General features: G+C 71.5%; 20 protein-coding genes and 1 pseudogene. 14 read left to right on the top strand and 7 right to left on the bottom strand.

Annotated elements, in window-relative coordinates:
- Window positions 1–12: 12 nt before the first annotated feature.
- Window positions 13–3,864 (bottom strand): polarized growth protein Scy, encoded by a 3,852-nt coding sequence (scy, locus tag ACZ7MG_RS06120; protein ID WP_471395289.1) that lies wholly within the window; start codon window positions 3,862–3,864, stop codon window positions 13–15.
- Window positions 3,865–4,140: 276 nt separating this feature from the next.
- A complete protein-coding gene (gene mce / locus ACZ7MG_RS06115) occupies window positions 4,141–4,581 on the bottom strand; it encodes a methylmalonyl-CoA epimerase (RefSeq protein WP_220646498.1) in 441 nt (146 codons plus the stop codon).
- 152 nt (window positions 4,582–4,733) lie between these two features.
- On the opposite strand from mce, the gene ACZ7MG_RS06110 reads away from it, so the two are divergent.
- From ACZ7MG_RS06110 to ACZ7MG_RS06100, 3 genes are all read left to right on the top strand, one after another.
- Window positions 4,734–5,936 carry an acetyl-CoA C-acetyltransferase gene (locus tag ACZ7MG_RS06110; protein WP_471395290.1) on the top strand — a complete coding sequence of 401 codons (1,203 nt, stop codon included), beginning with the start codon at window positions 4,734–4,736 and terminating at the stop codon, window positions 5,934–5,936.
- A gap of 31 nt (window positions 5,937–5,967) precedes the next feature.
- Window positions 5,968–6,924 carry a methylmalonyl Co-A mutase-associated GTPase MeaB gene (gene meaB / locus ACZ7MG_RS06105; RefSeq protein WP_471395291.1) on the top strand — a complete coding sequence of 319 codons (957 nt, stop codon included), beginning with the start codon at window positions 5,968–5,970 and terminating at the stop codon, window positions 6,922–6,924.
- A 298-nt stretch (window positions 6,925–7,222) separates the two neighbouring features.
- The gene (locus ACZ7MG_RS06100; RefSeq protein WP_471395292.1) at window positions 7,223–8,458 is read left to right on the top strand and encodes an MFS transporter; all 1,236 of its coding nucleotides are present in this window, start codon (window positions 7,223–7,225) and stop codon (window positions 8,456–8,458) included.
- 80 nt (window positions 8,459–8,538) lie between these two features.
- Here ACZ7MG_RS06100 and ACZ7MG_RS06095 read toward each other — a convergent pair whose 3' ends face one another.
- Window positions 8,539–9,258: a PepSY domain-containing protein gene (locus ACZ7MG_RS06095; RefSeq protein ID WP_471395293.1), complete on the bottom strand. Its 720-nt coding sequence runs from the start codon at window positions 9,256–9,258 to the stop codon at window positions 8,539–8,541.
- A gap of 121 nt (window positions 9,259–9,379) precedes the next feature.
- On the opposite strand from ACZ7MG_RS06095, the gene ACZ7MG_RS06090 reads away from it, so the two are divergent.
- Together ACZ7MG_RS06090 and ACZ7MG_RS06085 are read left to right on the top strand one after the other, a co-directional pair.
- Complete coding sequence (locus tag ACZ7MG_RS06090; RefSeq protein WP_471395294.1) at window positions 9,380–10,048, top strand: response regulator transcription factor; 669 nt, start codon at window positions 9,380–9,382, stop codon at window positions 10,046–10,048.
- Window positions 10,045–11,469: a sensor histidine kinase gene (locus ACZ7MG_RS06085; protein WP_471395295.1), complete on the top strand. Its 1,425-nt coding sequence runs from the start codon at window positions 10,045–10,047 to the stop codon at window positions 11,467–11,469. The genes ACZ7MG_RS06090 and ACZ7MG_RS06085 overlap by 4 nt, the downstream gene beginning before the upstream one ends.
- A gap of 100 nt (window positions 11,470–11,569) precedes the next feature.
- Here ACZ7MG_RS06085 and ACZ7MG_RS06080 read toward each other — a convergent pair whose 3' ends face one another.
- The 4 genes from ACZ7MG_RS06080 to ACZ7MG_RS06065 all read right to left on the bottom strand — a co-directional run bounded on the left by ACZ7MG_RS06080 (window position 11,570) and on the right by ACZ7MG_RS06065 (window position 14,235).
- Entirely contained in the window at window positions 11,570–12,046 is a 477-nt protein-coding gene (locus ACZ7MG_RS06080) for a MarR family winged helix-turn-helix transcriptional regulator (RefSeq protein WP_471395296.1), read from the bottom strand.
- A gap of 104 nt (window positions 12,047–12,150) precedes the next feature.
- Window positions 12,151–12,948: an AIM24 family protein gene (locus tag ACZ7MG_RS06075; RefSeq protein ID WP_471395341.1), complete on the bottom strand. Its 798-nt coding sequence runs from the start codon at window positions 12,946–12,948 to the stop codon at window positions 12,151–12,153.
- Window positions 12,949–12,950: 2 nt separating this feature from the next.
- The gene (locus ACZ7MG_RS06070) at window positions 12,951–13,601 is read right to left on the bottom strand and encodes an AIM24 family protein (protein ID WP_471395297.1); all 651 of its coding nucleotides are present in this window, start codon (window positions 13,599–13,601) and stop codon (window positions 12,951–12,953) included.
- Window position 13,602: 1 nt separating this feature from the next.
- On the bottom strand, window positions 13,603–14,235 hold the full coding sequence (locus ACZ7MG_RS06065) for an AIM24 family protein (protein WP_086754533.1): 633 nt from the start codon (window positions 14,233–14,235) through the stop codon (window positions 13,603–13,605).
- Between the two features lie 232 nt (window positions 14,236–14,467).
- Here ACZ7MG_RS06065 and ACZ7MG_RS06060 point away from each other — a divergent pair, with 232 nt between their 5' ends.
- The 9 genes and pseudogenes from ACZ7MG_RS06060 (at window position 14,468) to ACZ7MG_RS06020 (ending at window position 22,360) form a co-directional block, all read left to right on the top strand.
- Window positions 14,468–14,827 carry a DUF3817 domain-containing protein gene (locus ACZ7MG_RS06060; RefSeq protein WP_471395298.1) on the top strand — a complete coding sequence of 120 codons (360 nt, stop codon included), beginning with the start codon at window positions 14,468–14,470 and terminating at the stop codon, window positions 14,825–14,827.
- Window positions 14,824–15,117 carry an MTH1187 family thiamine-binding protein gene (locus ACZ7MG_RS06055; protein WP_471395299.1) on the top strand — a complete coding sequence of 98 codons (294 nt, stop codon included), beginning with the start codon at window positions 14,824–14,826 and terminating at the stop codon, window positions 15,115–15,117. The genes ACZ7MG_RS06060 and ACZ7MG_RS06055 overlap by 4 nt, the downstream gene beginning before the upstream one ends.
- Before the next feature lie 158 nt (window positions 15,118–15,275).
- Window positions 15,276–16,021, top strand: a pseudogene (locus ACZ7MG_RS06050) (hypothetical protein).
- 10 nt (window positions 16,022–16,031) lie between these two features.
- Complete coding sequence (locus tag ACZ7MG_RS06045) at window positions 16,032–16,754, top strand: DUF4166 domain-containing protein (protein ID WP_471395300.1); 723 nt, start codon at window positions 16,032–16,034, stop codon at window positions 16,752–16,754.
- Window positions 16,751–17,383, top strand: a complete 633-nt coding sequence (locus ACZ7MG_RS06040; protein WP_471395301.1) for a TetR/AcrR family transcriptional regulator — start codon at window positions 16,751–16,753, stop codon at window positions 17,381–17,383. Before ACZ7MG_RS06045 ends, ACZ7MG_RS06040 begins: the two co-directional genes overlap by 4 nt.
- A gap of 255 nt (window positions 17,384–17,638) precedes the next feature.
- Window positions 17,639–19,372 carry a glycosyltransferase family 2 protein gene (locus ACZ7MG_RS06035; RefSeq protein ID WP_471395302.1) on the top strand — a complete coding sequence of 578 codons (1,734 nt, stop codon included), beginning with the start codon at window positions 17,639–17,641 and terminating at the stop codon, window positions 19,370–19,372.
- Window positions 19,373–19,375: 3 nt separating this feature from the next.
- Window positions 19,376–21,358, top strand: a complete 1,983-nt coding sequence (gene glxA, locus ACZ7MG_RS06030) for a radical copper oxidase GlxA (protein WP_471395303.1) — start codon at window positions 19,376–19,378, stop codon at window positions 21,356–21,358.
- A 96-nt stretch (window positions 21,359–21,454) separates the two neighbouring features.
- Entirely contained in the window at window positions 21,455–21,964 is a 510-nt protein-coding gene (locus tag ACZ7MG_RS06025) for a MarR family winged helix-turn-helix transcriptional regulator (RefSeq protein WP_086754546.1), read from the top strand.
- Between the two features lie 57 nt (window positions 21,965–22,021).
- Window positions 22,022–22,360 carry a DUF3817 domain-containing protein gene (locus ACZ7MG_RS06020; protein ID WP_471395304.1) on the top strand — a complete coding sequence of 113 codons (339 nt, stop codon included), beginning with the start codon at window positions 22,022–22,024 and terminating at the stop codon, window positions 22,358–22,360.
- Window positions 22,361–22,379: the final 19 nt, after the last annotated feature.

Raw genomic sequence — 22,379 nt, 5'->3', positions numbered from 1 at the left:
ACCCCGACACCGCTAGCCGTCTGACGACTTGCCACCCGAACGGGTCGCACCCGCCGCAGCACCCGTCTTGACTCCACCGTCCTTGCCGCCCGACGGGGCCTCAAAAGACTCCAACGCCACCAGGACGTCCTGGACACGGGAAATCTCCGCATTGATGTCCTCGCGGCGGCGGACCAGCACCTCCAGCTCGCGCTTGCCCTCCTCGACCGTGCGCCGCGCCTCGCGGATCGCCTCGGCCTTCAGCTCCTCGGCCTCACGGACGAGCGTGGACTTCTTCTGCTCGGCCTCCTTCAGGAGACCCTCCGCCTTCTTCACCGCGGCGATACGGACCTTGCCCGCCTCGGAGTTGGCCTCGGAAACGATCTCCTTGGCCTTCGTCGTCGCTTTCTCCAACTGCTCCTCGGCGGCCTTGATGAGCGCGTCACAGCGGTCGCCGGTGGATTTCATCGTCTCGGCGGCCTCACGGCGGGCCCGGGTGTGCAGCGCCTCGATCTCGGCGGTGATCCGGTCCCGCAGCTCCTCGGCCCGCTCCCTTATGGCGGTCGCGTCCCGGCGCGCCCCGACCAGCAGCTCGTCGGCGTCCGTACGGGCCTGCTCCACCATGGAGTTGCCCTCGACGGTCGCCTCGGAGACCAGCCGGTCGGCCTCCTTGCGGGCCGCGCCCACCATGGAGTCGGCCTGTCCCTCGGCGTCCGCGGTGGTCTGCAGGGCCTGCGTCTGCGCCTCGGCGAGCAGCTTGTCGGCCTCCGCCGCCGTCTCCGAGATGAGCTTGTCGACCTGCTCGGCGGCCTCGGAACGCCGTTTGTTGGCGTCCTTGCGGGCCCCGTCGAGGGTGTTGTCGGCCTCCTCGCGGGCATGCGCCATGAGCCGGTCGGCCTCCGCCTCGGCGGCGGCCCGCGCCCGCTCGGCGTCGGCCCGCACCCGCTCGGCGTGCTGCTGCGCGGAGCCCACCGTCTCGGCGGCCTCGGCCCGCAGCCGCTCGGCCTCGTCGGTGGCCTCGCCGACCAGCCGGTCGGCCTTGGCGACGGACTCGGCCCGGACCCGCTCGGCCTCCTCGTTGGTCTCCCGCGTCAGCCGCTCCGCCTCGGCCGTCACCTCGGTGATCAGGGTGTCGGCCTGGGTGGCCGCGTCCGAACGCATGCGGTTGGCGTCCTCGCGGGCCTCCGCCCGGGTGCGCGAGGCGTCCTGGTCGGCCCGCGCGACGGTGTCCGAGGCCTCGGTACGCACCCGCTGGGCGTGCTCGGAGGCGTCCGAACGGATGCGCTCCGCCTCGGCGATGGCCTCCGCGACCGTGCGCTCGGCGAGCGACTTGGCGGCGTCCGTCTCGTCCCGGGCCTCGCGGCGCACCCGGCCCGCGTCCTCGGCGGCCCGCTCCCGCTCCGCGTAGGCGTCGGCGCGGACCCGGTCGGACTCCTCCTCGGCCTCCCGGCGCATCCGGTCCGCCACATGCTCGGCCGTGTTGCGCAGCCCGGCGATCTCCTCCTGGGCCTGCTCGTGCAGCCCGGCGACGGAGTCCCGCACCTGCTGGGCGTGGGTCTCGGCCGCCGACACCATCTCGCCGGCCCGCCGCTCGGCCTCCTCGACCAGCCGTACGGCCTCGGTCTGGGCCTCCTCCACGCGCTTGCGCGCCGAGGCCAGCAGCTCCTCGCTCTGCTCACGGGCCCGCAGCCGCTCCTGGTCGGCCTCCTGCCGGGCGGAACCGAGGAGGTCCTCGGCCTCGCGGCGGCGCCGGGCGGCCTCCTCCTGCGCGGCGGCCAGCGTCTCCGAGGCCTCGGTCGACAGCCGCTCGGCCGCGGCCTGCGCTTCCGCCCGTACCCGGTCGGCGGTGTCCTGCGCCTCGGACTTCAGCCGCTCCGCCTCGGCCGCGGCGTCCGACCGTAGCCGTACGGCGATGGCCTCGCCCTCGGCGCGGGACGCGGACGCGTCGGACGCGGCCTCGTCGCGCAGCCGCTCCACCTCGGCCTCGACCTGCGCCTGGAGCGTGCGGATGCGCTCGGCGGCCTCGGAGCGCAGCCGGTCGCTCTCCTCGCCGGCCTCGCGGCGGATCCGCTCGGCCTCGGCGCGGGCGTCGGTCAGTGCCTCCTCGGCGGTGGCCAGCCGGGACTCGGCCTCGGTGTGCAGCCGGGTCAGCTCCTCGGCCGCCTCGGCCTTGCGGGCCTCGACACCGCGCTCGGTCTCCTCGCGCAGCTCCTGGGCGGCGCGCTCGGCCTCGGCCTTCAGCTCCTCGGTCTGCTCGGCGGCCTCCGCGCGGTACCGCTCGGCCTCCTTGCGGGTGCGCTCCAGCGTCTCCTCGGCCTGGCGGCGCAGCGTCGACGCGCGTTCGATGGCCTCGGTGCGGACCTTCTCGCTGTCCGCGGTGGCCGTCTGCCGCAGCTCGTCGGCGTCCGTGCGCGCCTTGGCGAGCAGTTCCTCGGCGGTCTTGGCCGCCTCCTCGATCTGCTGGACGGCCTCGCGGCGGGCCTCGGAGCGGATCCGCTCGCCCTCGGCGACCGCGTCGGAGCGCAGCTGCTCGGCCTCGCCGCGCAGCCGGCGCGCCTCCTCCTGCAGCTCGACGGTCTTGGCGCGGTACTCCTCGGTGTCGTCCTTCGCCGTGCCCTTGAGCTGCTCGGCGAGGTCGTGCGCCTCGGCGCGCAGCCGGTCCGCCTCGGCCTCGGCCTCGGCGCGGATACGCTCGGCCTCCTCTATGGCGGCCTTGGTGGTGCTGCGGGCCTCCTCGGACGCCTTGTTCAGCACGTCCTCGGCGGTCTTGGCGGTCTTGGCGAGCGCGGAGGCGGACTCCTCCGCGGTGATCGAGCGGGCCTTCTCCGAGGCCTCGGCGACGATCTTCTCGGCCTCGGCCCTGGCGTCGGCGACGACCTCCTCGGCGGACGCCTTGGTGGCCTCGGCCTCCTTGGTGGCCTCCTCGACCAGCCGGGCGACCTGCTCCTTCGCCGTACGGGTGCGCTGTTCGTTGGTCGACTCGGCGCCGGCGACCGACTTGGCCGCGTTCTCCTTCGCCTCCGTGACCAGCTTCTCGGCCTCGGCGCGGGCCTCGCGCAGCGCCGTCTCGGCCTCCGTCATGCGCTGCTCGGCGGCCCGGCTCAGCTCGGAGGCCTGGCGGCGGGCGGAGTCCGACTCGGTGGCGGTGGAGGTACGCAGCTGCTCGGCGTGCTCGGTGGCCTCCTGGGCCTGCGTGGACGCCGCGTTCAGCAGCCGCTCGGCCTCGGCGCGGGCCCGGCGCAGGATCTGGTCGGCCTCGCCCCGGGCGGCCTCGGAGTCGCTCTGGAGGCGCTGGCGGGCCTCGGTGGCCAGCCGCTCGGCCTCGGCGCGGGCGGCGGCGAGCGCCTGCTCGGCCTCCGCGCGGGACTCGTCGACGAGCCGGCGGGCCTGGGACTCGCTGCGGGCGCGCAGCTGCTCGGCCCACGCCACGTTCTCGTTGACGTGGCTCTCGACCGTCTGCCGGCGCTCGGACAGCTCCTGGTCGAGCTGCTGGCGGCGGGTGACCGCCTCCTGATGCAGCTCCGCCTGGAGCCGCGCGGCCTGCTCGGCGTGCTCCTGCAGGATCCGCTGGGTCTGCGCCCGGGCCTGGCTCAGCTCCCGCTCGGCGTCCGCCCGCAGCTGGTCGGCCTGCATCTGGGCCTGGCGGAGCATCTGCTCGGCCTGGTACCCGAGGTCGCCCCCGCTGTCGTAGGCGGGCCGGGACATGAGGGTGCGGCGCGCCTCGTGCAGCTTGGCGCGCAGCACCTCGACCTGGTAGCCGAGGTCCTCGGCGTGCTGAATCGCCTTTTCCCGCTCGGTCTTCAGCCGCTCCATCTCGGCCTCGAACCGAGAGAGGTGGTCGACGTCAGCCGCCGGCTCTCGCTCCTGGCGTTCGTAGCCCCGCACTGCGCGGTCCCATCCGTCCCCTGGTCGCAACCTCTGGCAAACGAGCTCCGTCCAACCGCCGAACGGTGCCCCCGGGGCATGGTGTCAGATCAACGGCGGAGCACGGGCTGCCGCCCTCACCCTCGTCCCCCGAAACCTGGACCCCGGCCCTGGGACAGCCGCTGATGGATCGCCGCGGTGCCCCTGGATCCCACTCGTCGGAAGGCGGCAGGACCCGGGCCGTCACCCCGAAAGGGGACGGCCGACCCCAACCCTACCGGCCCATATGTACGGGGGTCAGTGCTCAGGTGACTCAACTGGCGCCGAAGTGACCAGTTCTGTCAGTACGCCATGACAATCCTTGGGGTGCAGAAACGTGATCCGTGACCCCATGGAACCGACTCGCGGCTCCTCGTACAGGACGCGTACGCCCTTGTCCTTGATCGCGGCCGCCTCGCCGTCGACATCCGCCGTACCGAAGGCGATGTGGTGCACGCCCTCTCCGTTCTTGGCCAGCCACTTCGCGACGGTGGAGTCCTCGCGGGTCGGCTCCAGAAGCTGCAGGTAGGAGGCGCCTCCGTCGTCCGTGGAGTTGATCTTGAGCATGGCCTCGCGCACGCCCTGCTCCTCGTTGACCTCGGAGTGGTACACCTCGAAGCCGTAGGTGGCCCGGTAGAACTCGACGGTGGCGTCGAGGTCGAAACAGGCGATCCCGATGTGGTCGATTCGCGTCAGCATGGAGTCAGTGCAGCGCTCATACGACGGTTACGCAACGTGCGCGCGATCACACCGACGGCCCGGTGACGGCACGGAGTGCCACTCAGTACATTCGAAGTAAACCCTCGTTCACTCACTCCTCGGCCGTGCAGGCTGGAAGGGGATCGCACCTCATGACTGGAACGAACGGCACGACCTCGGTGATCGTCGCGGGCGCCCGTACGCCCATGGGACGGTTGCTCGGTTCGCTGAAGTCCTTCTCCGGAGCCGACCTCGGCGGCTTCGCGATCAAGGCCGCCCTGGACCGTGCGGGGATCGGTGGCGACCAGGTGCAGTACGTGATCATGGGCCAGGTGCTCCAGGCCGGGGCAGGGCAGATCCCGGCACGCCAGGCCGCGGTCAAGGCGGGCATCCCGATGAGCGTGCCCGCGCTCACGATCAACAAGGTGTGTCTCTCGGGTCTCGACGCCATCGCGCTGGCCGACCAGCTGATCCGCGCCGGCGAGTTCGACGTGGTCGTGGCGGGCGGCCAGGAGTCGATGACCAACGCCCCCCATCTGCTCCCGAAGTCCCGTGAGGGCTACAAGTACGGGGCGATCCAGATGATCGACGCGATGGCGTACGACGGGCTCACGGACTCCTTCGAGAACATCGCCATGGGCGAGTCGACGGAGAAGCACAACACCCGTCTCGGCATCGGCCGCGAGGAGCAGGACTCGGTGGCCGCCCAGTCCCACCAGCGGGCCGCCGCCGCGCAGAAGAACGGCCTCTTCGACGCCGAGATCACCCCGGTGGAGATCCCGCAGCGCAAGGGTGAGCCGGTCGTTTTCAGCCAGGACGAGGGCATCCGGGGTGAGACGACCGCCGAGTCGCTGGGCAAGCTGCGTCCGGCCTTCGCCAAGGACGGCACGATCACGGCCGGTTCCGCCTCGCAGATCTCCGACGGCGCCGCCGCCGTGGTCGTCATGAGCAAGGCCAAGGCGGAGGAGCTGGGCCTGACCTGGCTCGCCGAGATCGGCGCCCACGGGAACGTCGCGGGCCCGGACAACTCGCTCCAGTCCCAGCCGTCGAACGCCATCCAGCACGCCCTGAAGAAGGACGGGCTGGAGGTCGCGGACCTCGACCTCATCGAGATCAACGAGGCCTTCGCCGCCGTCGCCGTGCAGTCAATGAAGGACCTCGGCGTGTCGCCGGAAAAGGTGAACGTCAATGGTGGTGCGATCGCTCTCGGGCACCCCATCGGCATGTCCGGCGCCCGTCTCGTCCTCCACCTCGCTCTGGAGCTGAAGCGGCGCGGCGGCGGGGTCGGCGCGGCGGCGCTGTGCGGTGGCGGCGGGCAGGGTGACGCGCTGATCGTGCGGGTGCCCAAGGCCTGAGGGCCGCCTTCGAGTTCGGAACGGAGCCGTGATGCAGGACGTCCCCACGCTGGTGGCCCAGGCCAGGGAAGGGCGGCCCCGGGCCGTCGCCCGGCTGATCTCCCTGGTGGAGGGGGCGTCCCCGCAGCTCCGCGAGGTCATGGCGGCGCTGGCCCCGCTCACCGGCGGGGCCTACGTCGTCGGCCTCACGGGGTCGCCCGGGGTCGGCAAGTCCACGTCCACGTCGGCGCTGGTGACCGCGTACCGGAAGGCCGGGAAGCGGGTCGGGGTGCTGGCGGTGGATCCGTCGTCGCCCTTCAGCGGGGGCGCGCTGCTCGGTGACCGGGTCCGGATGTCGGACCACGCGTCCGACCCCGGGGTGTACATCCGTTCGATGGCGACGCGGGGGCATCTGGGGGGTCTGGCGTGGGCCGCCCCGCAGGCGATCCGGGTGCTCGACGCGGCGGGCTGCGACGTGATCCTGGTCGAGACGGTCGGGGTCGGGCAGTCCGAGGTGGAGATCGCCTCCCAGGCGGACACGTCCGTGGTGCTGCTCGCCCCCGGGATGGGGGACGGCATCCAGGCCGCCAAGGCCGGGATCCTGGAGATCGGGGACGTCTACGTCGTCAACAAAGCGGACCGGGACGGGGCCGACGCGACCGCGCGCGAGCTGAACCACATGCTGGGGCTGGGGGAGTCCCGCAAGCCCGGGGACTGGCGGCCGCCGATCGTGAAGACCGTCGCCGCGCGGGCGGAGGGGGTCGACGAGGTCGTGGCGGCGCTGGAGAAGCACCGGGCGTGGATGGAGGAGCGGGGGGTGCTCGCCTCGCGCCGGCGGGCGCGCGCGGCGCACGAGGTGGAGGCCATCGCGGTCACGGCACTGCGGTCGCGGATCGGGGACCTGCACGGTGACCGGCGGCTGTCCTTGCTGGCCGAGCGGATCGTGACGGGGGAGCTGGATCCTTACGGGGCGGCGGACGAGTTGGTGGCGGCGCTGACGGAGGGCTGACGGGGGCTTTTTTGGGGTGCGTTGTCGGGTGCGGGCGGGTGGGGGCTGGTCGCGCAGTTCCCCGCGCCCCTGAAGGGCCTACGGCCCTTTCGGGCCGAAAAGCACGGGGCGCAGCCCCTGCTTTTCAGGGGCGCGGGGAACTGCGCGAGAAGCCCCACCGGGCCCGCACCCGCCAGCGCACCCGAACCCCCAACTCCCGTCGCGGACTGCTAGCTTGGCCTCATGTTCCTTCACTTTGCGTAGAGGCGGGCCCCCACACCGGCGCCCCCTTTCCGCCTCCGAGTGAGGAACTTCCCGCATGTCCGCGACCTCCCCGCGGCCGTCGTACGCCGCGGTGCTCCGCATCCCGTACGCCCGCCGCACCTTCGCCGCCGTACTCGTCGGCCGCCTCTCCTACGGCATGGTGCCGATCGCCGTACTGCTCGCCGTCAGCCGCGCGACGGGGTCGTACGCCGTCGCCGGGACGGTGATGGCCCTGTTCGGGGCCACCAGTGTGTTCCTGTCGCCCGCGCGGGCGGCGCTCGTCGACCGGTACGGCCCGCGCCGGGCGCTGTTGCCGATGGCCTCGCTGTACGCCGTGCTGCTCGGCGTGCTGGCGGTGGCGAGTTGGCGGCCGGGCGCGTCGGGCCCCGTGCTGGGGGCGGTCGCGGTGGCGGCGGGTGCGTGTACTCCGCCGCTCGGACCGACGATGCGGACGGTGTGGAGTGAACTCGCCGCCTCGGACCCGGGGTTGCTGCGGCGCGCGTACAGCCTCGACGGTGTCGCCGAGGAACTGCTGTTCGTGTCGGGGCCGTTGGTGGTCGGCGGGGTGGTGCAGTTCGCCGCTCCGGCCGCCGCCGTGGGCCTGGGTGCCGTGCTGGTGGTGGCCGGGACCTTCGGGTTCGTGACCTCTCCGGCCGTGGCGCGTATGCCGGGCGGTGGCGCGGCGCCGAAGGAGCGCGCGGGGCCGCGGGCGCCGCGCGTGGCGGCCGGGATCGTGGCGCCCGTGATCGCGGCCGGTGGCGTCGGGCTGGCGCTCGGCGCGCTCGACCTGCTGGTGCTGGCCTTCGCCGAGCAGCGGGGGCACGGGGACGACGCCGTGGCCTGGGTCTTCGCCGCGCTGTCCGCCGGGAGCGCGGTGGGCGGCCTGGCGTACGGCGCGGTCGAGTGGCGCTCCGGGGCCCGCGTCCGGCTGGCGCTGCTGACGGCGGGCCTGGGTGTCGTGCTCGCCGGTGCCGGGTTCGCCCCGGACCTGGCCGTGCTCACCGGCGCCGTCGTCTGCGCGGGCCTCTTCGTCGCCCCGGCGCTGACCACGGCCTATCTGGTCGCCGACGCCGCCGCCCCGCTCGCCGCCCGTACGCGCGCCGGCGCCTGGGTCAACACGGCCGTCAACGCGGGCATCTCGGCGGGCGCGGCGACCTCGGGCCTGCTGGTGGCCCACTTCTCACCGGCCCTCGGCTTCGCCCTGGCCGGTGGCACGGCCCTGCTCGCGGCGGTCGCCGTGGTCACCGTGGTGGCTCCGGAGGAGCCGTACGCGCTGCTGAAACGGCGGTAGGGCACCCGGTGCCATGCGCCGGGTGCCCTACCTGTGGGGGGAGAGAAAGGCTTCTTCCGTCCGAGGCCGCAGGAGGTGCGTCAGTCGTTCGAGCGGTCGGCCGTGAGCTTGCCGGAGTCGAGGTTCACCCTCCAGTCGCTGCCGGTGCCGTCCGCGGCGGTGGTGTCGGCCTCCCAGGCCTGGTCGGCGCTCTCCTCGTCGAGGTCGACGGAGGTCACCGTGCCCTTGGCGGCGGCGGCCTCGGCGGCCGCCGCGGCGGTCACGGAGCTGCCCTTGAGGGCGGCCCGGATCTGCGCGGTCTCGGCGGCGTCGTCACCGTCGTCGTCCCGGTCGGCGTGCGTGCCGAGGACCTTGCCGGTGGCGGGGTCGACCTGGACGCTGAACCACTTGTCACCGGCGGTCAGCACGTCGACGTCCCACACCAGCTTCGTGCCCTCGTCGTCGAGGTCGGCGGAGACGGCCGTACCGGACTTGGCCTTCAGCGCGGTGGTGATCGCCTCGGCGGCCGTGACCTGGCCGGCCTTCGCCTCGGCCGCGTTCTCGGCCTTGTCGTCGGCGTCCTGGTCCGTGTCCCGGGCGGCCCGGTCCTCGGCCTTGTCCTCCGCCTTGTCCTGGGCCGTGTCGTCGGCGTCGTCGGCGTCGGTGTCGTTCACGTCGTCGCGGTCGCTGTCGTCGTTCGACACCGACACGCTCTTCTTCGCGGGCGCCTCGTCGTCACCGGAGACCGCGATGGCGGTCGCGGTGCCGCCGCCGATCAGGGCGACGGCCGTGATGGTGGCGATGACGATGTTGCGCTTCATGGGGTTCCTCCAGTGACGGATGCTGTTCGCTTTCGACGTGGACCAATCTGGCCGAGGGACGCTGAAGCCGACCTGAAGCCCCCTGAAGACCGCTTCAGGTTCGGTTTGCCAAGCTGAACGCATGCGCCTGTTGATCGTGGAAGATGAGAAGCGGCTCGCGGTGTCGCTGGCCAAGGGGCTGACGGCCGAGGGCTATGCCGTGGACGTCGTCCACGACGGAGTCGAGGGCCTGCACCGGGCGAGCGAGGGGTCGTACGACCTCGTGATCCTCGACATCATGCTGCCCGGCATGAACGGCTACCGCGTCTGCGCCGCCCTGCGCGCCGCCGGCCACGACGTGCCGATCCTGATGCTGACCGCCAAGGACGGCGAGTACGACGAGGCCGAGGGCCTGGACACGGGCGCCGACGACTATCTGACCAAGCCGTTCAGCTACGTCGTCCTCGTCGCCCGGGTGAAGGCCCTGCTGCGGCGGCGCGGCGCGGCGGGCGGGGCCTCGCCCGTGTACGAGGTCGGCGCGCTGAAGGTCGACACCGCCGCCCGGCGGGTGTTCCTCGCCGAGGACGAGATCACCCTCACCACCAAGGAGTTCTCCGTACTCGAACAGCTCGCGCTGCGGGCCGGTGAGGTCGTCTCCAAGGCCGACATCCTGGAGCACGTCTGGGACTTCGCCTACGACGGCGACCCGAACATCGTCGAGGTCTACATCAGCACCCTGCGCCGCAAGCTCGGCCCCACGCTCATCAAGACCGTGCGCGGGGCCGGTTACCGGCTGGAGGTCCGCCCGTGAAGCGCCGTCTGGGCTCGGTGCGGGCCCGCGCGACCCTCGCCGCGACCGTCGTCGTGGCCGTCGCCCTGGTCGCGGCGGGCGCCGCCGTGCTGATCTCGCTGCGGTTCAGCCTGATCGACAAGGCGGACGCGGAGGCCGACTCCGTGGCCCGCAACGCCGCCTCGGCGCTGGCGAACGGGTTCGCGTACGACAAGCTCGTGCTGCCGGACGGCGACGAGAACCCCGTGGAGGTTCTGGACCGGGACGAGAAGCCCGTCGCGGTCGGTGAGGACGTCGAGGGTATGGACGTGACCTCCGTCGACTCGGACCGGCTGAACTCCGAGACCAACGACGACGCCGACGACTCGGCGGAGGGCGACCGCGACGCGGAGGACGCGGGGACGCTCCGCGCCGGGCAGGTCGCCGACGAGACCTGGTACGGCGAGGGCTCCGCGACCGTCGAGGGGGAGACGGCGGACTACCGGTTCGCCGGGGTCGACGTCGTCACCCCGAGCGGAGTGCCGCTCACCGTCTACGCGGGCGCCCCGCTCGCCACCGAGGAGGACGCCGTCGGCACCGCGCTGACGACGATGCTCATCGGGCTGCCGCTGCTGCTGCTGACCGTCAGCGGGGTGACGTACGTCGTCACCGGTCGGGCGCTGCGCCCGGTCGAGGGCATCCGTTCCGAGATGGCGGCGATCACCGCCTCCGAGGACCTCTCCCGGCGCGTCCCCGAGCCGGACACGCACGACGAGATCGCCCGCCTCGCGCGGACCACGAACGAGACCCTGGCCGCGCTGGAGACCTCGGTGGAGCGGCAGCGCGCGTTCGTCGCCGATGCCTCGCACGAGCTGCGCAGCCCGATCGCGTCTCTGCGCACCCAGCTCGAAGTGGGCGCCGCCCACCCCGAGTTGCTGGATCTGGAGGGCGCGGTCGAGGACACCGTACGGCTGCAGAGCCTCGCCGCCGACCTGCTGCTGCTCGCCCGGCTGGACGCGGGGGAGCGGCCACCGCCGGACGCGCGCTTCGACCTGGCGAGGGTCGTACGGGAGGAGGTGGCGTCCCGGGAGGGGGTCGCCCTGGAGAGCGTCGGCTCCGTGGAACTGCGCGGCTCGCGCAACCAGATCTGCCGCGTCCTCGGCAACCTCCTGGACAACGCCGCCCGCCACACCCACGACCGCGTCGAGGTCACCCTGCGCACCACGCCCGGCTGGGCGGTCCTCCAGGTCACCGACAACGGCGCCGGCGTCCCGCCCGCCGACCGCGACCGCATCTTCGAACGCTTCGTCCGCCTCGACGAGTCCCGGGCCAGGGACGACGGCGGCGCCGGCCTGGGCCTGGCGATCGCCCGAGACATCGCCGCCCGCCACGGAGGCACCCTGACGGTCGCGGACGCCCCGGGCGGAGGCGCACTCTTCGAGCTGAGGCTGCCACTATCTTGAGGGCGCCGGGAAACCGCCGGTTCCTCAAGGGGCGCGGGGAACTGCGCGACCAGCCACAACGAACCCGCGGCCGAAAACCGACCCCGCAGTCCCCCAACCCCTACGGCTTACCCCGGTGGCTTCGGAGGTGATCCGCGATCGGCCCCAAGGACTTGTGCAGCTCCTCCAGCCCCTCCTCCGGCAGCAGATCGATGAAGTGCCGCCGCACGGAGGCGACATGATGCGGCGCCACCCGCTGCATCGTCTCCATGCCGTGGTCCGTCAGCACGGCGAACAGCCCGCGCCGGTCGGACTCGCAGTTCTCCCGGCGCACCAGATCCCCGTTCTCCATCCGGGTGATCTGATGCGAGAGCCGGCTCTTGGACTGCAGCGTGGCGGCGGCGAGGTCGCTCATCCGCATCCGCCGCCCCTCCGACTCGGAGAGGTTCACCAGGATCTCGTAGTCGTTCATTGTCAGGCCGAACGGCTGCAGGTCCCTTTCGAGCTGGTGAGTCAGCAGCCTGTTGACGTCCAGATGGGTGCGCCAGGCGCACTGCTCCGCATCGGTCAGCCAGCGCGTGGCCGTTTCGGTCTCCATGAATGAAGTCTACCTAAAATGTTGAAAGTCGAACTAGTGAGGGTTCTTACGGGTGGAGCATGACAACGCGCACACGTTCGATGTCACACTCCGCAGACTACCGCTCACAGCCCGAAGCGACGCTGGAGGTCCCCCAGCTGTCCGGGAAGGCGCGGTGCGCCCGCCGGCTGTCCGTGGTGACCGGGTACCCCACCGCCACCGGGTACGCCCGGCTCGTGCGGGACCGCGCCCGTGGCCTGCTCGGCCATGAGGGTCTCGGAGGACTGGAGCAGCACCGTGCCCGCCCCGACGAACTCGAACTGGTGCTCCTCCCCGGAGGCGCCGCCCAGGCCCGTCATCGCACGTAGGCCGCCCATCAGACCCTGCATGTACCCGTGGTCGTAGTGGTGGCACGGCGAGGGGCAGTCGGCCCAGCCGACCAGGGCCTGCGGGTCGACCCGGATGGGGGGTTCCATGAACACCACCGGGCCGTTGGAGGCGGCCACGAACTTGCCCGTGCCGATGAGGGTGAGGAAGCCCGGGACGATCGACTGCTTCAGCGCGAGACTTGGCTGAAAAGCGAGGAGGTTGCCCGAGCGAATGGTCAGGTTGCCCTCCTCCAAGTCATACGAATTGACGTCGAAGGCCCGGTCGGCGAGGAGCATCTTGCCGGAGCCCTCGGCCACCACCCAGTCGCTCGCGTGCAGTGGCGAATGGAACGACGAACGCACCAGACGGTCCAGCCGGCCGTGCCCGATGCCGTTGAACTCCATCTGGCCGTAGTAGGCGATCATCTTGCCCTTCTGCAGGAACCACTGGCTCCCCTTGAGCTCCACGCAGAAGGTGTAGTTGTTGACGTTGTCGTCGGACGGCAGCGTCATCGGGTCGTGGACGGTCGGTCCGGCGACCGGAGCCCCGTACATGCTCACAGCTTCTCCTCCGAGGCCTGGACGTACACCGCACCACTGCCGCTCAGCTCCAGTTGGAACGCCTCGCCGGAGCCCCGGCCCACCATGTCGCGCCAGCCGAGCGCGGTGGAGAGCTTGTTGCGTACGTCGCCGTGGTGCGCCACGTACGCCTGCGGGTCGACATGGACCGGGCGCTGAGGGGTGATCGGGACCTCGATGACTCCGCCGTGCGCCATGACGGCGACCGCCCCGTGACCCTTCAGGGTGGTGGTGAACAGGCCCTGGCCCGTCACCTGGCCCCGGACCATGCCCATGACGCCGCCCTGCGAGCCCATGAACATCGTGCCCTGCTGGAGGGTGCCGTCGAAGGCCAGCAGGCGGTCGGCCTCGACGTAGAGCGTCTCGCCGGTCAGGTTGATCACCTGGATGTGGTGGCCGCCGTGCCCGAACAGCACCGTGCCGCTGCCCTCGACGGTCATCAGCGGGGTCGCCTCGCCCGCCACCCGGCGGCCGATCATCGAGGCGATACCGCCCTGGCCGCCCTGCATGTTCGGGGTGAAGGCGACCTCGCCCTTGTAGGCGAGCATCGCGCCGCGCTGGCTGAACAGCCGCTGGCCCGGCATCACGGTCGCCTCGATCATCTTCGAGTTGATCTCAAGGAAGGGCATGTCAGACGTCTCCCGCCACCGTGTTGCGCTCGCTGGGCTGGACGTAGACGAGTCCGTCGCCCTCGAAGCGGATCTGGAAGGCCTCGCCGCCGCCCTCGCCCATGAACGTGCGGAACGTCACACCGGACTGGAAGGACTGCTGGAGGTTGCCCTGGTGCGCGATGTACGCCCCCGGGTCCACCGTCAGCGGGTACTGGTGGCTCACCCGCAGCACCACCGCCGGGCCGTCGGACATGATCGCCGCCTGGCCGTGGCCCTCGATGGTCGTGGTGAACAGGCCGTTGCCCTGTGTCGCGCCGCGCAGCCCCGTGAAGCTGGTGCCCGTGCGCAGCCCGGAGTCCGTCGCGAGCAGATTGCTCGACTCCACGTACAGCTTGTCCCCCTGAAGACTCACGAGGTTGATCTCGGAGGCCCGGTCCGCGAACCAGCAGGTCCCTTGCCCCGTCACCTCCATCAACGTCATCTGCTCACCCGTGAGGCGCCGCGTCACCATCCCACGCAGGCCCTCTCCACCGCCGCTCAGCTTCTTGAACGACATCTGACCGTCGTACGCGACCATCGAGCCGTTCTTCGCCTTCACGGCGTCCCCGGTCATGTCGACGGCCAGCACTTTGCTGCCTTGAAGTCGGAACATTGCCACGGGAGGAAGGTAACCGGCAGATGCCCGGACAGGACAGGTCCCAGAGGGGGATCTCGACCCTGAAGGGACCCCTAGAGCGTTCGGCGGGTTGACGGATGCCAGAATGGGCGGCGCTTGTGCTTCCGTTCACAAAGATCGACCGGCACAGGTCCACCACACAGCTCGACCGGCACAGCTCGACCAGCGGTGCGAGGACTCGCCCCGCCGACCCCACCGAAGGTGACCCGTGGACATAAAGACCGCCTCCGCCCTCCGCCGCCTGCGCCTCGTCTCCGCCCCCGAGGCCGTCTCCTTCCTGCTGCTGCTGGTCTGCTCGGTGCTGAAGAGGACCACGGAGTTCAACGCGGTGCCGGTGATGGGCATGATCCACGGCGTCCTGTTCATCCTGTACGTGATCTTCTGGGCCGACGCCTGGAACCGCGCCAAGTGGTCCCTGAAGACCGCCGCCCTCTACTTCGTCCTCTCCGTCCTGCCCACCGGTGGCTTCTTCGCCGACCGCAAGCTGCGCCGCGAGGCCGAGGACGCGGTCGGCGCGACGTTCGCGTCCCGCGCCGGCGACGCGAACGAAGGGGCCGTGAAAGCGTGATCGTCGCCTTCTCCGTGACCCCGCTCGGCGTCGGTGAGGACGTGGGGGAGTACGTCGCCGACGCCGTACGTGTCGTCCGGGAATCGGGCCTGCCGAACCGGACCGACGCGATGTTCACCTCGATCGAGGGCGACTGGGACGAGGTGATGGACGTCGTACGACGGGCCGTCGCCGTCGTCGAGGAGCGCGCGCCCCGTGTCTCCCTCGTCCTCAAGGCCGACATCCGCCCCGGCGTCACGGACGGCCTCACCGCGAAGGTGGAGACGGTGGAGCGCCACCTGTCGGCGTAGCCGAGCGCGCCCCTCGTCGCCTTCCTCGAGAACCCCGGTCCCTCTGGACCGGGGTTTTCTCGTACCCCGTGTTTGAGCGGTCGCTCAAATCGGGTACGGTCGGGAACGTGAGAGTTGAGCACTCGCTCAAAAAAGGTCGCCGACCTGGGGGAACGCGCATGGGGCTCTACATCGAGGCACGGGTACGGGCGGACCTGGAGGAGGTGTGGGTCCGCACCCAGGACCCGGCCCTCCATCAGCGCTGGGACCTCCGCTTCACCGAGATGTCCACCTCGCGCGCGTGGAGGGCGAACCGCGGCGCTTCCGGTACGCCACCCGCGTGCTCCCCGGTTTGACGGTCGCCGGGACCGGGATCGCGGCCGGGGAGAAGGAGCGCCCGGACGGCACCCGCACCTCGGCCCTGCGGTTCACCTCGCCGCACCCGCTCTCCCTGATCGCGGAGGGCAGCGGCTACTGGCGGTACGTCCCGGACGGCACGGAGGTCCGCTTCCTCACCGGCTACGACTACCGCCCCCGCTGGGGCCGCCCCGGCGCGATCGCCGACCGGCTGCTGTTCCGCCCGCTCATGGGCTGGGCCACCGCCTGGTCCTTCGACCGCCTGCGCCTGTGGCTGGAGCGGGACATCACCCCCGAACGGGCCCTGCGCCGCTGGCTCGCCGAGGCGGCCGTACGCGCGCTGACGATCGTGGCCGCCTGCGCGGGGCTCGCCTACGGGGCGCTCGTGGACCCGGCGGGCCCGCTGGCGCCGCTGGCCCTGTTCGCGACACCGGTCCTGGCCGTCGCGGCGGTTCTGGCCGCCCTGATCGTGCCGCCGCTGCCCGGCACGCCGTCCGCCCGCCGTTGTCTGCGGACCCCACCGGCACGCGCGCGTGCGCCCCGACTGCTCGCGACGCTGAAGGGATGACCCGAGCGACATGGACCAGCTGATTATGGACCGGCTGATTCCGGGGGCCTTTCCGGCCTCGATCTTCCGGACCGTCATGGGCGCCGACTTCGAGCGGCTGCACCCCGAGCTGCGTCGCCGCTTCTCCGTCGGACTGGCGAGCGGCGAGGCCTGTACCGGGCGGGGCACGATGGACCGCGTGTGGCACGGGCGGGGACTGGTCAAGCCGTTCCTCGCGCTGGGCGGCACCCGGAACATCCTCGTCCCGCGCGAGGGGCGGGACGTCCCCTTCACCATCGAGAACGTGCCGTACGCCGACGGCTTCGGCCGTGAGACGGTGACGTTCGTGCGTACCTTCGATCTTCCCGGCCGGGCCCGCCGGTTCGACGCCCAGATGGTGCTGAGCCCCCGGGGCGACCGCGTCCTCGACTACCTCGGCACCCATCAGCACCTCGCCAGCGATCTGTACTTCGGCGCGGAGGCCGACGGGTCGCTGCTGATCCGCTCCGGCGCACACCGGTTCCGGGAGGGGCCGGTGGACGTCCGGGTCCCCGAACTCATCGGCGGTCAGGCGGAGGTGCGGGAGCGGTTCGACGAGCGGACCGGGCGTTTCCGGATCCGGGTGCGGGTGGTGAACCGGTACGTCGGGCCGCTCTTCGGCTACGAGGGCTCCTTCACGGCGTCGTACCAGGACGTCCGGGTGTGCGGGGTGCGGCCCGGGCTGCGGCCGGTCCGTGAGGAGGCGCGGGCGTGAGCGAGGCGACCCGGGCGAAGCTGCTGGAGGGCGCGCTGCGAACGCTCGTCGAGCAGGGCATCGCCAAGACCTCCGCGCGGTCCATCGCCGCGACCGCCGGGGTGAACCAGGCGCTCGTCTTCTACCACTTCGGATCAGTGGACGAACTGCTGGCGGCGGCCTGCCGGTACGGGGCCGAGCAGCGGGTCGCCCGGCATCGGGAGCGGCTGGCGACGATCTCCTCGCTCTCCGAACTGCTGGCCTTCGGGCGGGAGATGCACGAGGAGGAGCGGGCGGCGGGGCATGTGGCCGTGCTGGGGCAGCTGCTCGCGGGGGCGCAGACCCAGCCGCGGCTGGCGGCGGCCACGGCGGCGGGGCTGGAGCTGTGGATCGACGAGGTGGAGGGGGTGCTGCGGCGGGTGCTCGCGGGCTCGCCGGTGGGGGAGTTCGCGGATGCGCGGGGGCTGGCGCGGGCAGTGGCGGCCTCGTTCGTGGGGCTGGAGCTGTACGAGGGGGTCGACGCCGAGGGGGCGGGGGCGGCGCTCGCTGCTCTTGAGCAACTCGGGGTACTGGTCGCCGCGCTCGACGGCCTGGGGAGCGTGGCGCAGCGGGCGGTCCGGCATCAGCTGCGGAAGGCCGTGGGGCGCTGAGGGGGTGGGGCGGTTTTCTCGCCCCCGCCGCCCCTACCCGTCCCATCCTCAAGGGGCTGCGCCCCTTCGACCCCCCTTTCGCGCTCCGCGCGGGGGGTTCGTCGTCTCGTGCGGGTTCGTGGGGGTTCTCGCGCAGTTCCCCGCGCCCCTTCGGGGCGGGGGTGTCGCTCTCTCGTTCGGGCTAATGCGGGTGGACTTGCCACTCCATTGGTCCTTTCGTGGACGTATCGGGTCGTTCGACCGCTGGAGGGCGCCGTGGGGCTGGAGGGATACGACTACGAGACGTACAGCAGACTCGCCGGGCCGCTCACGGAGGTCACCGGGCCGGCGTACCGGGTGCGGTACCGCAGGCTCCTTGCGAAGGAGCCGCATCGAATACGGGCCGTGCTGCTGATGACGCTGGCGCCGCTGCTCACCGGCGCCCTGCTCGTCTATCTGGTCTGGCCCAGCCACTGGGTGGAGCGCGCGGGCGGGGCGGCCTGGCTGGTGGCGCTCGACCTCGTGATGCTGGTCGCCATCGGGCTGATCGAGCTGTTCATGCTGGTCAACGTCGTGTCCATCGCCCACGCCACGATGGTCGCCCGTGATCCCGTCCCCGTCGTCCCCGAATCCGGCATCCGCGTCGCCTTCCTCACCACCTACGTCCCGGGCAAGGAACCCCTCGCCATGGTCCGGGCCACCCTGGAGGGCGCCATCCGGCTCCGGCACGACGGCCCGCTCGACGTCTGGCTCCTGGACGAGGGCGACGACGACCGGGCGAGGGCCCTCTGCGCGGAACTCGGCGTCCGGCACTTCACCCGCCGCGGGGTGCCCGAGTGGAACCGGCCGCGCGGTGTCCACAAGGCCCGCACCAAGCACGGCAACTACAACGCCTGGATCGCCCGGCACGGCGACGCGTACGAGTTCTTCGCCTCCGTGGACACCGACCACGTCCCGCTCCCCGCGTTCCTGGAGCGGATGCTGGGCTACTTCCGCGACCCGGACGTCGCCTTCGTCGTCGGCCCGCAGGTGTACGGGAACTACGTCACCGCCGTCACCAAGGCCGCCGAATCGCAGCAGTTCCTCTTCCACGCCCTCATCCAGCGCGCCGGGAACCGCTACCGCGCCCCCATGTTCGTCGGCACCAACAACGTCGTACGCGTCGCGGCCGTACGACAGATCGGCGGGCTGTACGACTCCATCACCGAGGACATGGCCACCGGATTCGAACTGCACCGGCACCGCAATCCGGCGACGGGGCGGCACTGGCGGTCCGTGTACACGCCGGACGTGCTCGCGGTGGGGGAGGGGCCGGCGTCCTGGACCGACTTCTTCGCCCAGCAGACGCGCTGGTCGCGCGGGACGTACGAGACGCTGTTCAAGCAGTACTGGAAGGCGCCCTTCACGATGCCCCCGGGGCGGCTCTTCTCGTACACGCTGATGCTCGTGTACTACCCGATGACCGCCCTCAACTGGCTGCTGGGCATCGTCAGTTGTGTGCTGTTCCTGTGGTTCGGGGCGTCCGGGACGCAGGTCGCCGCCTCGGTCTGGCTGATGCTGTACAGCGACGCGGCGGCGCTCCAGGTGGGGCTGTATCTGTGGAACCGCCGGCACAACGTCTCGCCGCACGAGCCGCAGGGGTCGGGCGGGCTCGCCGGGATGGCGATGTCGGCGCTCTCCGCGCCCGTCTATCTGAAGTCCCTGGGGGCGGCGGTGCTCCGGCTGCCCTGCCGTTTCGTCGTCACGCCGAAGGGCGGGGGCGCGAGCGCGGACCGGCTGGCGACCTTCCGGATCCATCTGTTCTGGGCGGCCGTGCTCGCCTCGTCGCTGACCGCGTCGTTCTTCCTCGGCCACACCCATGCGGCCATGCGCACCTGGGCCGTCCTCGCCCTGCTGATCTCGCTCGCGCCGGTCGGGGTGTGGGCGGTCACCCGGTTCGCGGCCGGGCGGGAACCGGGTGCGGTCGCCGCCGCTCCCGCTCCCGCTCCCGAGCCCACCGGAGGCAACTAGCCCATGGTCGACAAGCTTTCGGGCCGGGCCGACGGGACCGACCGGACCAAGAAGTACAAGAAGTACCTGCTCGGGATCGGTGCCCTCGTGCTGCTCGCCGGGCTCAACGCGCCGGCCGCCATCGGGTTCGCGCGGGAGCGGTATCACGCGTGGAAGATCGCGCAGCCCTGGTACCGGGCCGAGTACGGCTCGTGGAGCGAGGTGGCCATCCCGGAGGCGTTCCGGACGAACGCCATCCACGCGGCGCTGCTGCACACCGGCAAGGTGCTGATCGTCGCCGGGTCGGGCAACGAGCAGAAGAAGTTCGACCGGGGCTCCTTCGACACCGTCCTGTGGGACCCGGTGCGCAACACGTACAAGAGGATCCCCACCCCCGTCGACTTCTTCTGCGCCGGACACGCCCAACTCCCGGACGGCAGGCTGCTGGTGGCCGGCGGGACCGCCCGCTACGAGCTGCTGGAGGGCGAGGTCGAGCGGGCCGGCGGCGGGATGCGGGTCAAGAACGAGAACCCCGACAAGGCGGTGGTCCTGAGGAAGGGGACCCGGTTCCGCTCGCCGTCCGGTGTCGAGTACGTCAGCCGGTTCGACGTCACGGTGCCGAAGGCGAAGCGGGACTTCGACATCAGCTACGACGCGGCCGGGGTCATGCGGCCGTGGAAGACGAAGGTCGTCGCCAGCGAGGCCCGGGTCTTCGTCGAGGCCGTGAAGAAGGGCGCGGGGTCCGTCACGCCCGGGCGGGCCCAGTACGAGATCCTCGGGCTGGCGGGCGAGGACGCGGCCAACACGTACGGTCTCGCCGAGAAGATCACCCTGGACAAGCAGGACTTCCAGGGGATCAGGGAGGCGTACGAGTTCGACCCGGTGGCCGAGCGGTATGTGCCGGTGGCGCCGATGGCGAAGGCCCGCTGGTACCCGACACTCGTCGGGCTGGCGGACGGGCGGGTGCTGGCGGTCTCCGGGCTGGACGACGTGGGGATCGTCGACCCCGGGGACAACGAGATCTACGACCCGGGGACGAAGAAGTGGAAGCCCGGCCCGAAGCGGTACTTCCCCACCTACCCGGCCCTCTTCCTCACCCGGGGCGGCAAGCTGTTCTACCCGGCCTCGAACGCGGGGTACGGCCCCGACGACCTCGGCCGTGCGCCCGGCATCTGGGACCTGCGGACGAACACCTTCGAGAAGGTCCCGGGGCTGACCGACCCCGACCGTACGGAGACCTCGGCGTCCGTGCTGCTGCCGCCCGCGCAGGACCAGAAGGTGATGATCCTCGGCGGGGGCGGGGTCGGCGAGTCCCGGAAGTCGACCTCGCGCACGGCCGTCATCGACCTGAAGAAGGAGAACCCGGCCTTCGTCGACGGCCCCGACCTCCCGCAGGGCACCCGCTATCTGAACAGCGTGCTCCTGCCCGACGACACCGTCTTCACCTCCAACGGCTCCGGCGACTACCGGGGCCGCAGCGGCAGCAACATCCTCAAGGCGCAGTTCTACGACCCGGGGTCCAACTCCTTCAAGGGCGCCGCCGCCCCCAAGGTCGGCCGCAACTACCACTCCGAGGCCCTGCTGCTGCCCGACGGGCGGATCGCCACCTTCGGCTCCGACCCGCTCTACGACGACCGGCGGAACACCAAGCTGGGCCACTTCGAGCAGCGCATGGAGATCTTCACTCCGCCGCTGCTCCACCGGAACGGCGGGAAGCGGCCCGTGCTCGGCGACGGGCCCGCGGAGACCGACGCCAAGGGGCGCGCCACCTTCGCCACGGCCCACCCCGAGCGGGTGGCCGCCGCGCGGCTGATGCGGCCCAGCGCGGTCACCCACAGCACGGACGTCGAGCAGCGGTCCGTCGCGCTGGAGGTGACGCGGACCCGGGACTCGGTCACCGTCGACGTACCGGACGACCGGACCCTCGTGCCGCCCGGCTGGTACATGCTCTTCGTGACGGACGCGGAGGGGACGCCGTCGAAGGCGAAGTGGGTCCAGGTGAGGTGAGTCGCGGCCCGGGGGTCTCCCTCGTCGTCCCGGGCCCCGATATCGAAAAGCGAGACAGGGCTGACCGGCATGTGACCGGCCGGTAAGGTCGTTGCCGTGCCGAAGCCGCTCAGCCTCTCCTTCGACCCCATCTCGCGCGCCGACGAGCACTGGAAGCAGCGCTGGGGAAACGTCCCGTCCATGGCCGCGATCACGTCGATCATGCGTGCGCAGCAGATCCTGCTGGCGGAGGTCGACGCGGTGGTCAAGCCGTACGGGCTGACGTTCGCGCGCTACGAGGCCCTCGTGCTGCTCACCTTCTCCCAGAAGGGCGAGCTGCCGATGTCCAAGATCGGTGAACGGCTCATGGTGCATCCCACGTCCGTGACGAACACGGTCGACCGCCTGGTCAGGTCCGGCCTCGTCGACAAACGCCCCAACCCCAACGACGGCCGCGGCACCCTCGCCTCCATCACCGACAAGGGCCGCGAGGTCTGCGACGCCGCCACCCGCGACCTCATGTCCATGGACTTCGGCCTCGGCACCTACGACGCCGAGGAATGCGCGGAAATCTTCGCCATGCTCCGGCCCCTGCGGGTGGCGGCGGGGGACTTCGAGGAGGGGTGAGCCGGCCGCCGAGGGGCGCTCGAAGATCGTTCGAAACCGGTGGTTACGCTCGTCTCCATGAAAAAGAGCGTCCTGACCCGCTACCGCGTGCTGGCCTATGTCACCGGTGTCCTGCTGATCCTGCTGACCCTGGGCATGATCGGCAAGTACGCGCTGGAACTGGACGGGGCCGCGGACTTCACGTACGTCGTCAGCCTCGCGCACGGCTGGCTGTACGTCCTGTACCTGGTCTTCGCCTTCGATCTCGGTTCCAAGGCGAAGTGGCCGGTCAAGAAGCAGCTGTGGGTGCTGCTGGCGGGCACGATCCCGACGGCGGCCTTCTTCGTGGAGCGCAAGGTCAGCCGCGAGCTGGAGGCGAAGATCGCGGACAGCTCGTTCGCGACCGCCAAGGCATAGAACCTCCCGCCGTACGGAC

It is taken from the genome of Streptomyces sp. NPDC107538 (assembly GCF_055657445.1).
This window is presented reverse-complemented; position numbering and strand designations above follow the sequence as displayed.

Coding starts and splice junctions, on each gene's coding strand:
- glxA (WP_471395303.1), top strand. CDS start 19,376: ATGGTCGACAAGCTTTCGGGCCGGGCCGACGGGACCGACCGGACCAAG.
- ACZ7MG_RS06075 (WP_471395341.1), bottom strand. CDS start 12,948: ATGTACGGGGCTCCGGTCGCCGGACCGACCGTCCACGACCCGATGACG.
- ACZ7MG_RS06100 (WP_471395292.1), top strand. CDS start 7,223: ATGTCCGCGACCTCCCCGCGGCCGTCGTACGCCGCGGTGCTCCGCATC.
- ACZ7MG_RS06095 (WP_471395293.1), bottom strand. CDS start 9,258: ATGAAGCGCAACATCGTCATCGCCACCATCACGGCCGTCGCCCTGATC.
- ACZ7MG_RS06110 (WP_471395290.1), top strand. CDS start 4,734: ATGACTGGAACGAACGGCACGACCTCGGTGATCGTCGCGGGCGCCCGT.
- ACZ7MG_RS06080 (WP_471395296.1), bottom strand. CDS start 12,046: ATGGAGACCGAAACGGCCACGCGCTGGCTGACCGATGCGGAGCAGTGC.
- ACZ7MG_RS06020 (WP_471395304.1), top strand. CDS start 22,022: ATGAAAAAGAGCGTCCTGACCCGCTACCGCGTGCTGGCCTATGTCACC.
- meaB (WP_471395291.1), top strand. CDS start 5,968: ATGCAGGACGTCCCCACGCTGGTGGCCCAGGCCAGGGAAGGGCGGCCC.
- mce (WP_220646498.1), bottom strand. CDS start 4,581: ATGCTGACGCGAATCGACCACATCGGGATCGCCTGTTTCGACCTCGAC.
- ACZ7MG_RS06045 (WP_471395300.1), top strand. CDS start 16,032: ATGGACCAGCTGATTATGGACCGGCTGATTCCGGGGGCCTTTCCGGCC.
- ACZ7MG_RS06065 (WP_086754533.1), bottom strand. CDS start 14,235: ATGTTCCGACTTCAAGGCAGCAAAGTGCTGGCCGTCGACATGACCGGG.
- ACZ7MG_RS06090 (WP_471395294.1), top strand. CDS start 9,380: ATGCGCCTGTTGATCGTGGAAGATGAGAAGCGGCTCGCGGTGTCGCTG.
- ACZ7MG_RS06070 (WP_471395297.1), bottom strand. CDS start 13,601: ATGCCCTTCCTTGAGATCAACTCGAAGATGATCGAGGCGACCGTGATG.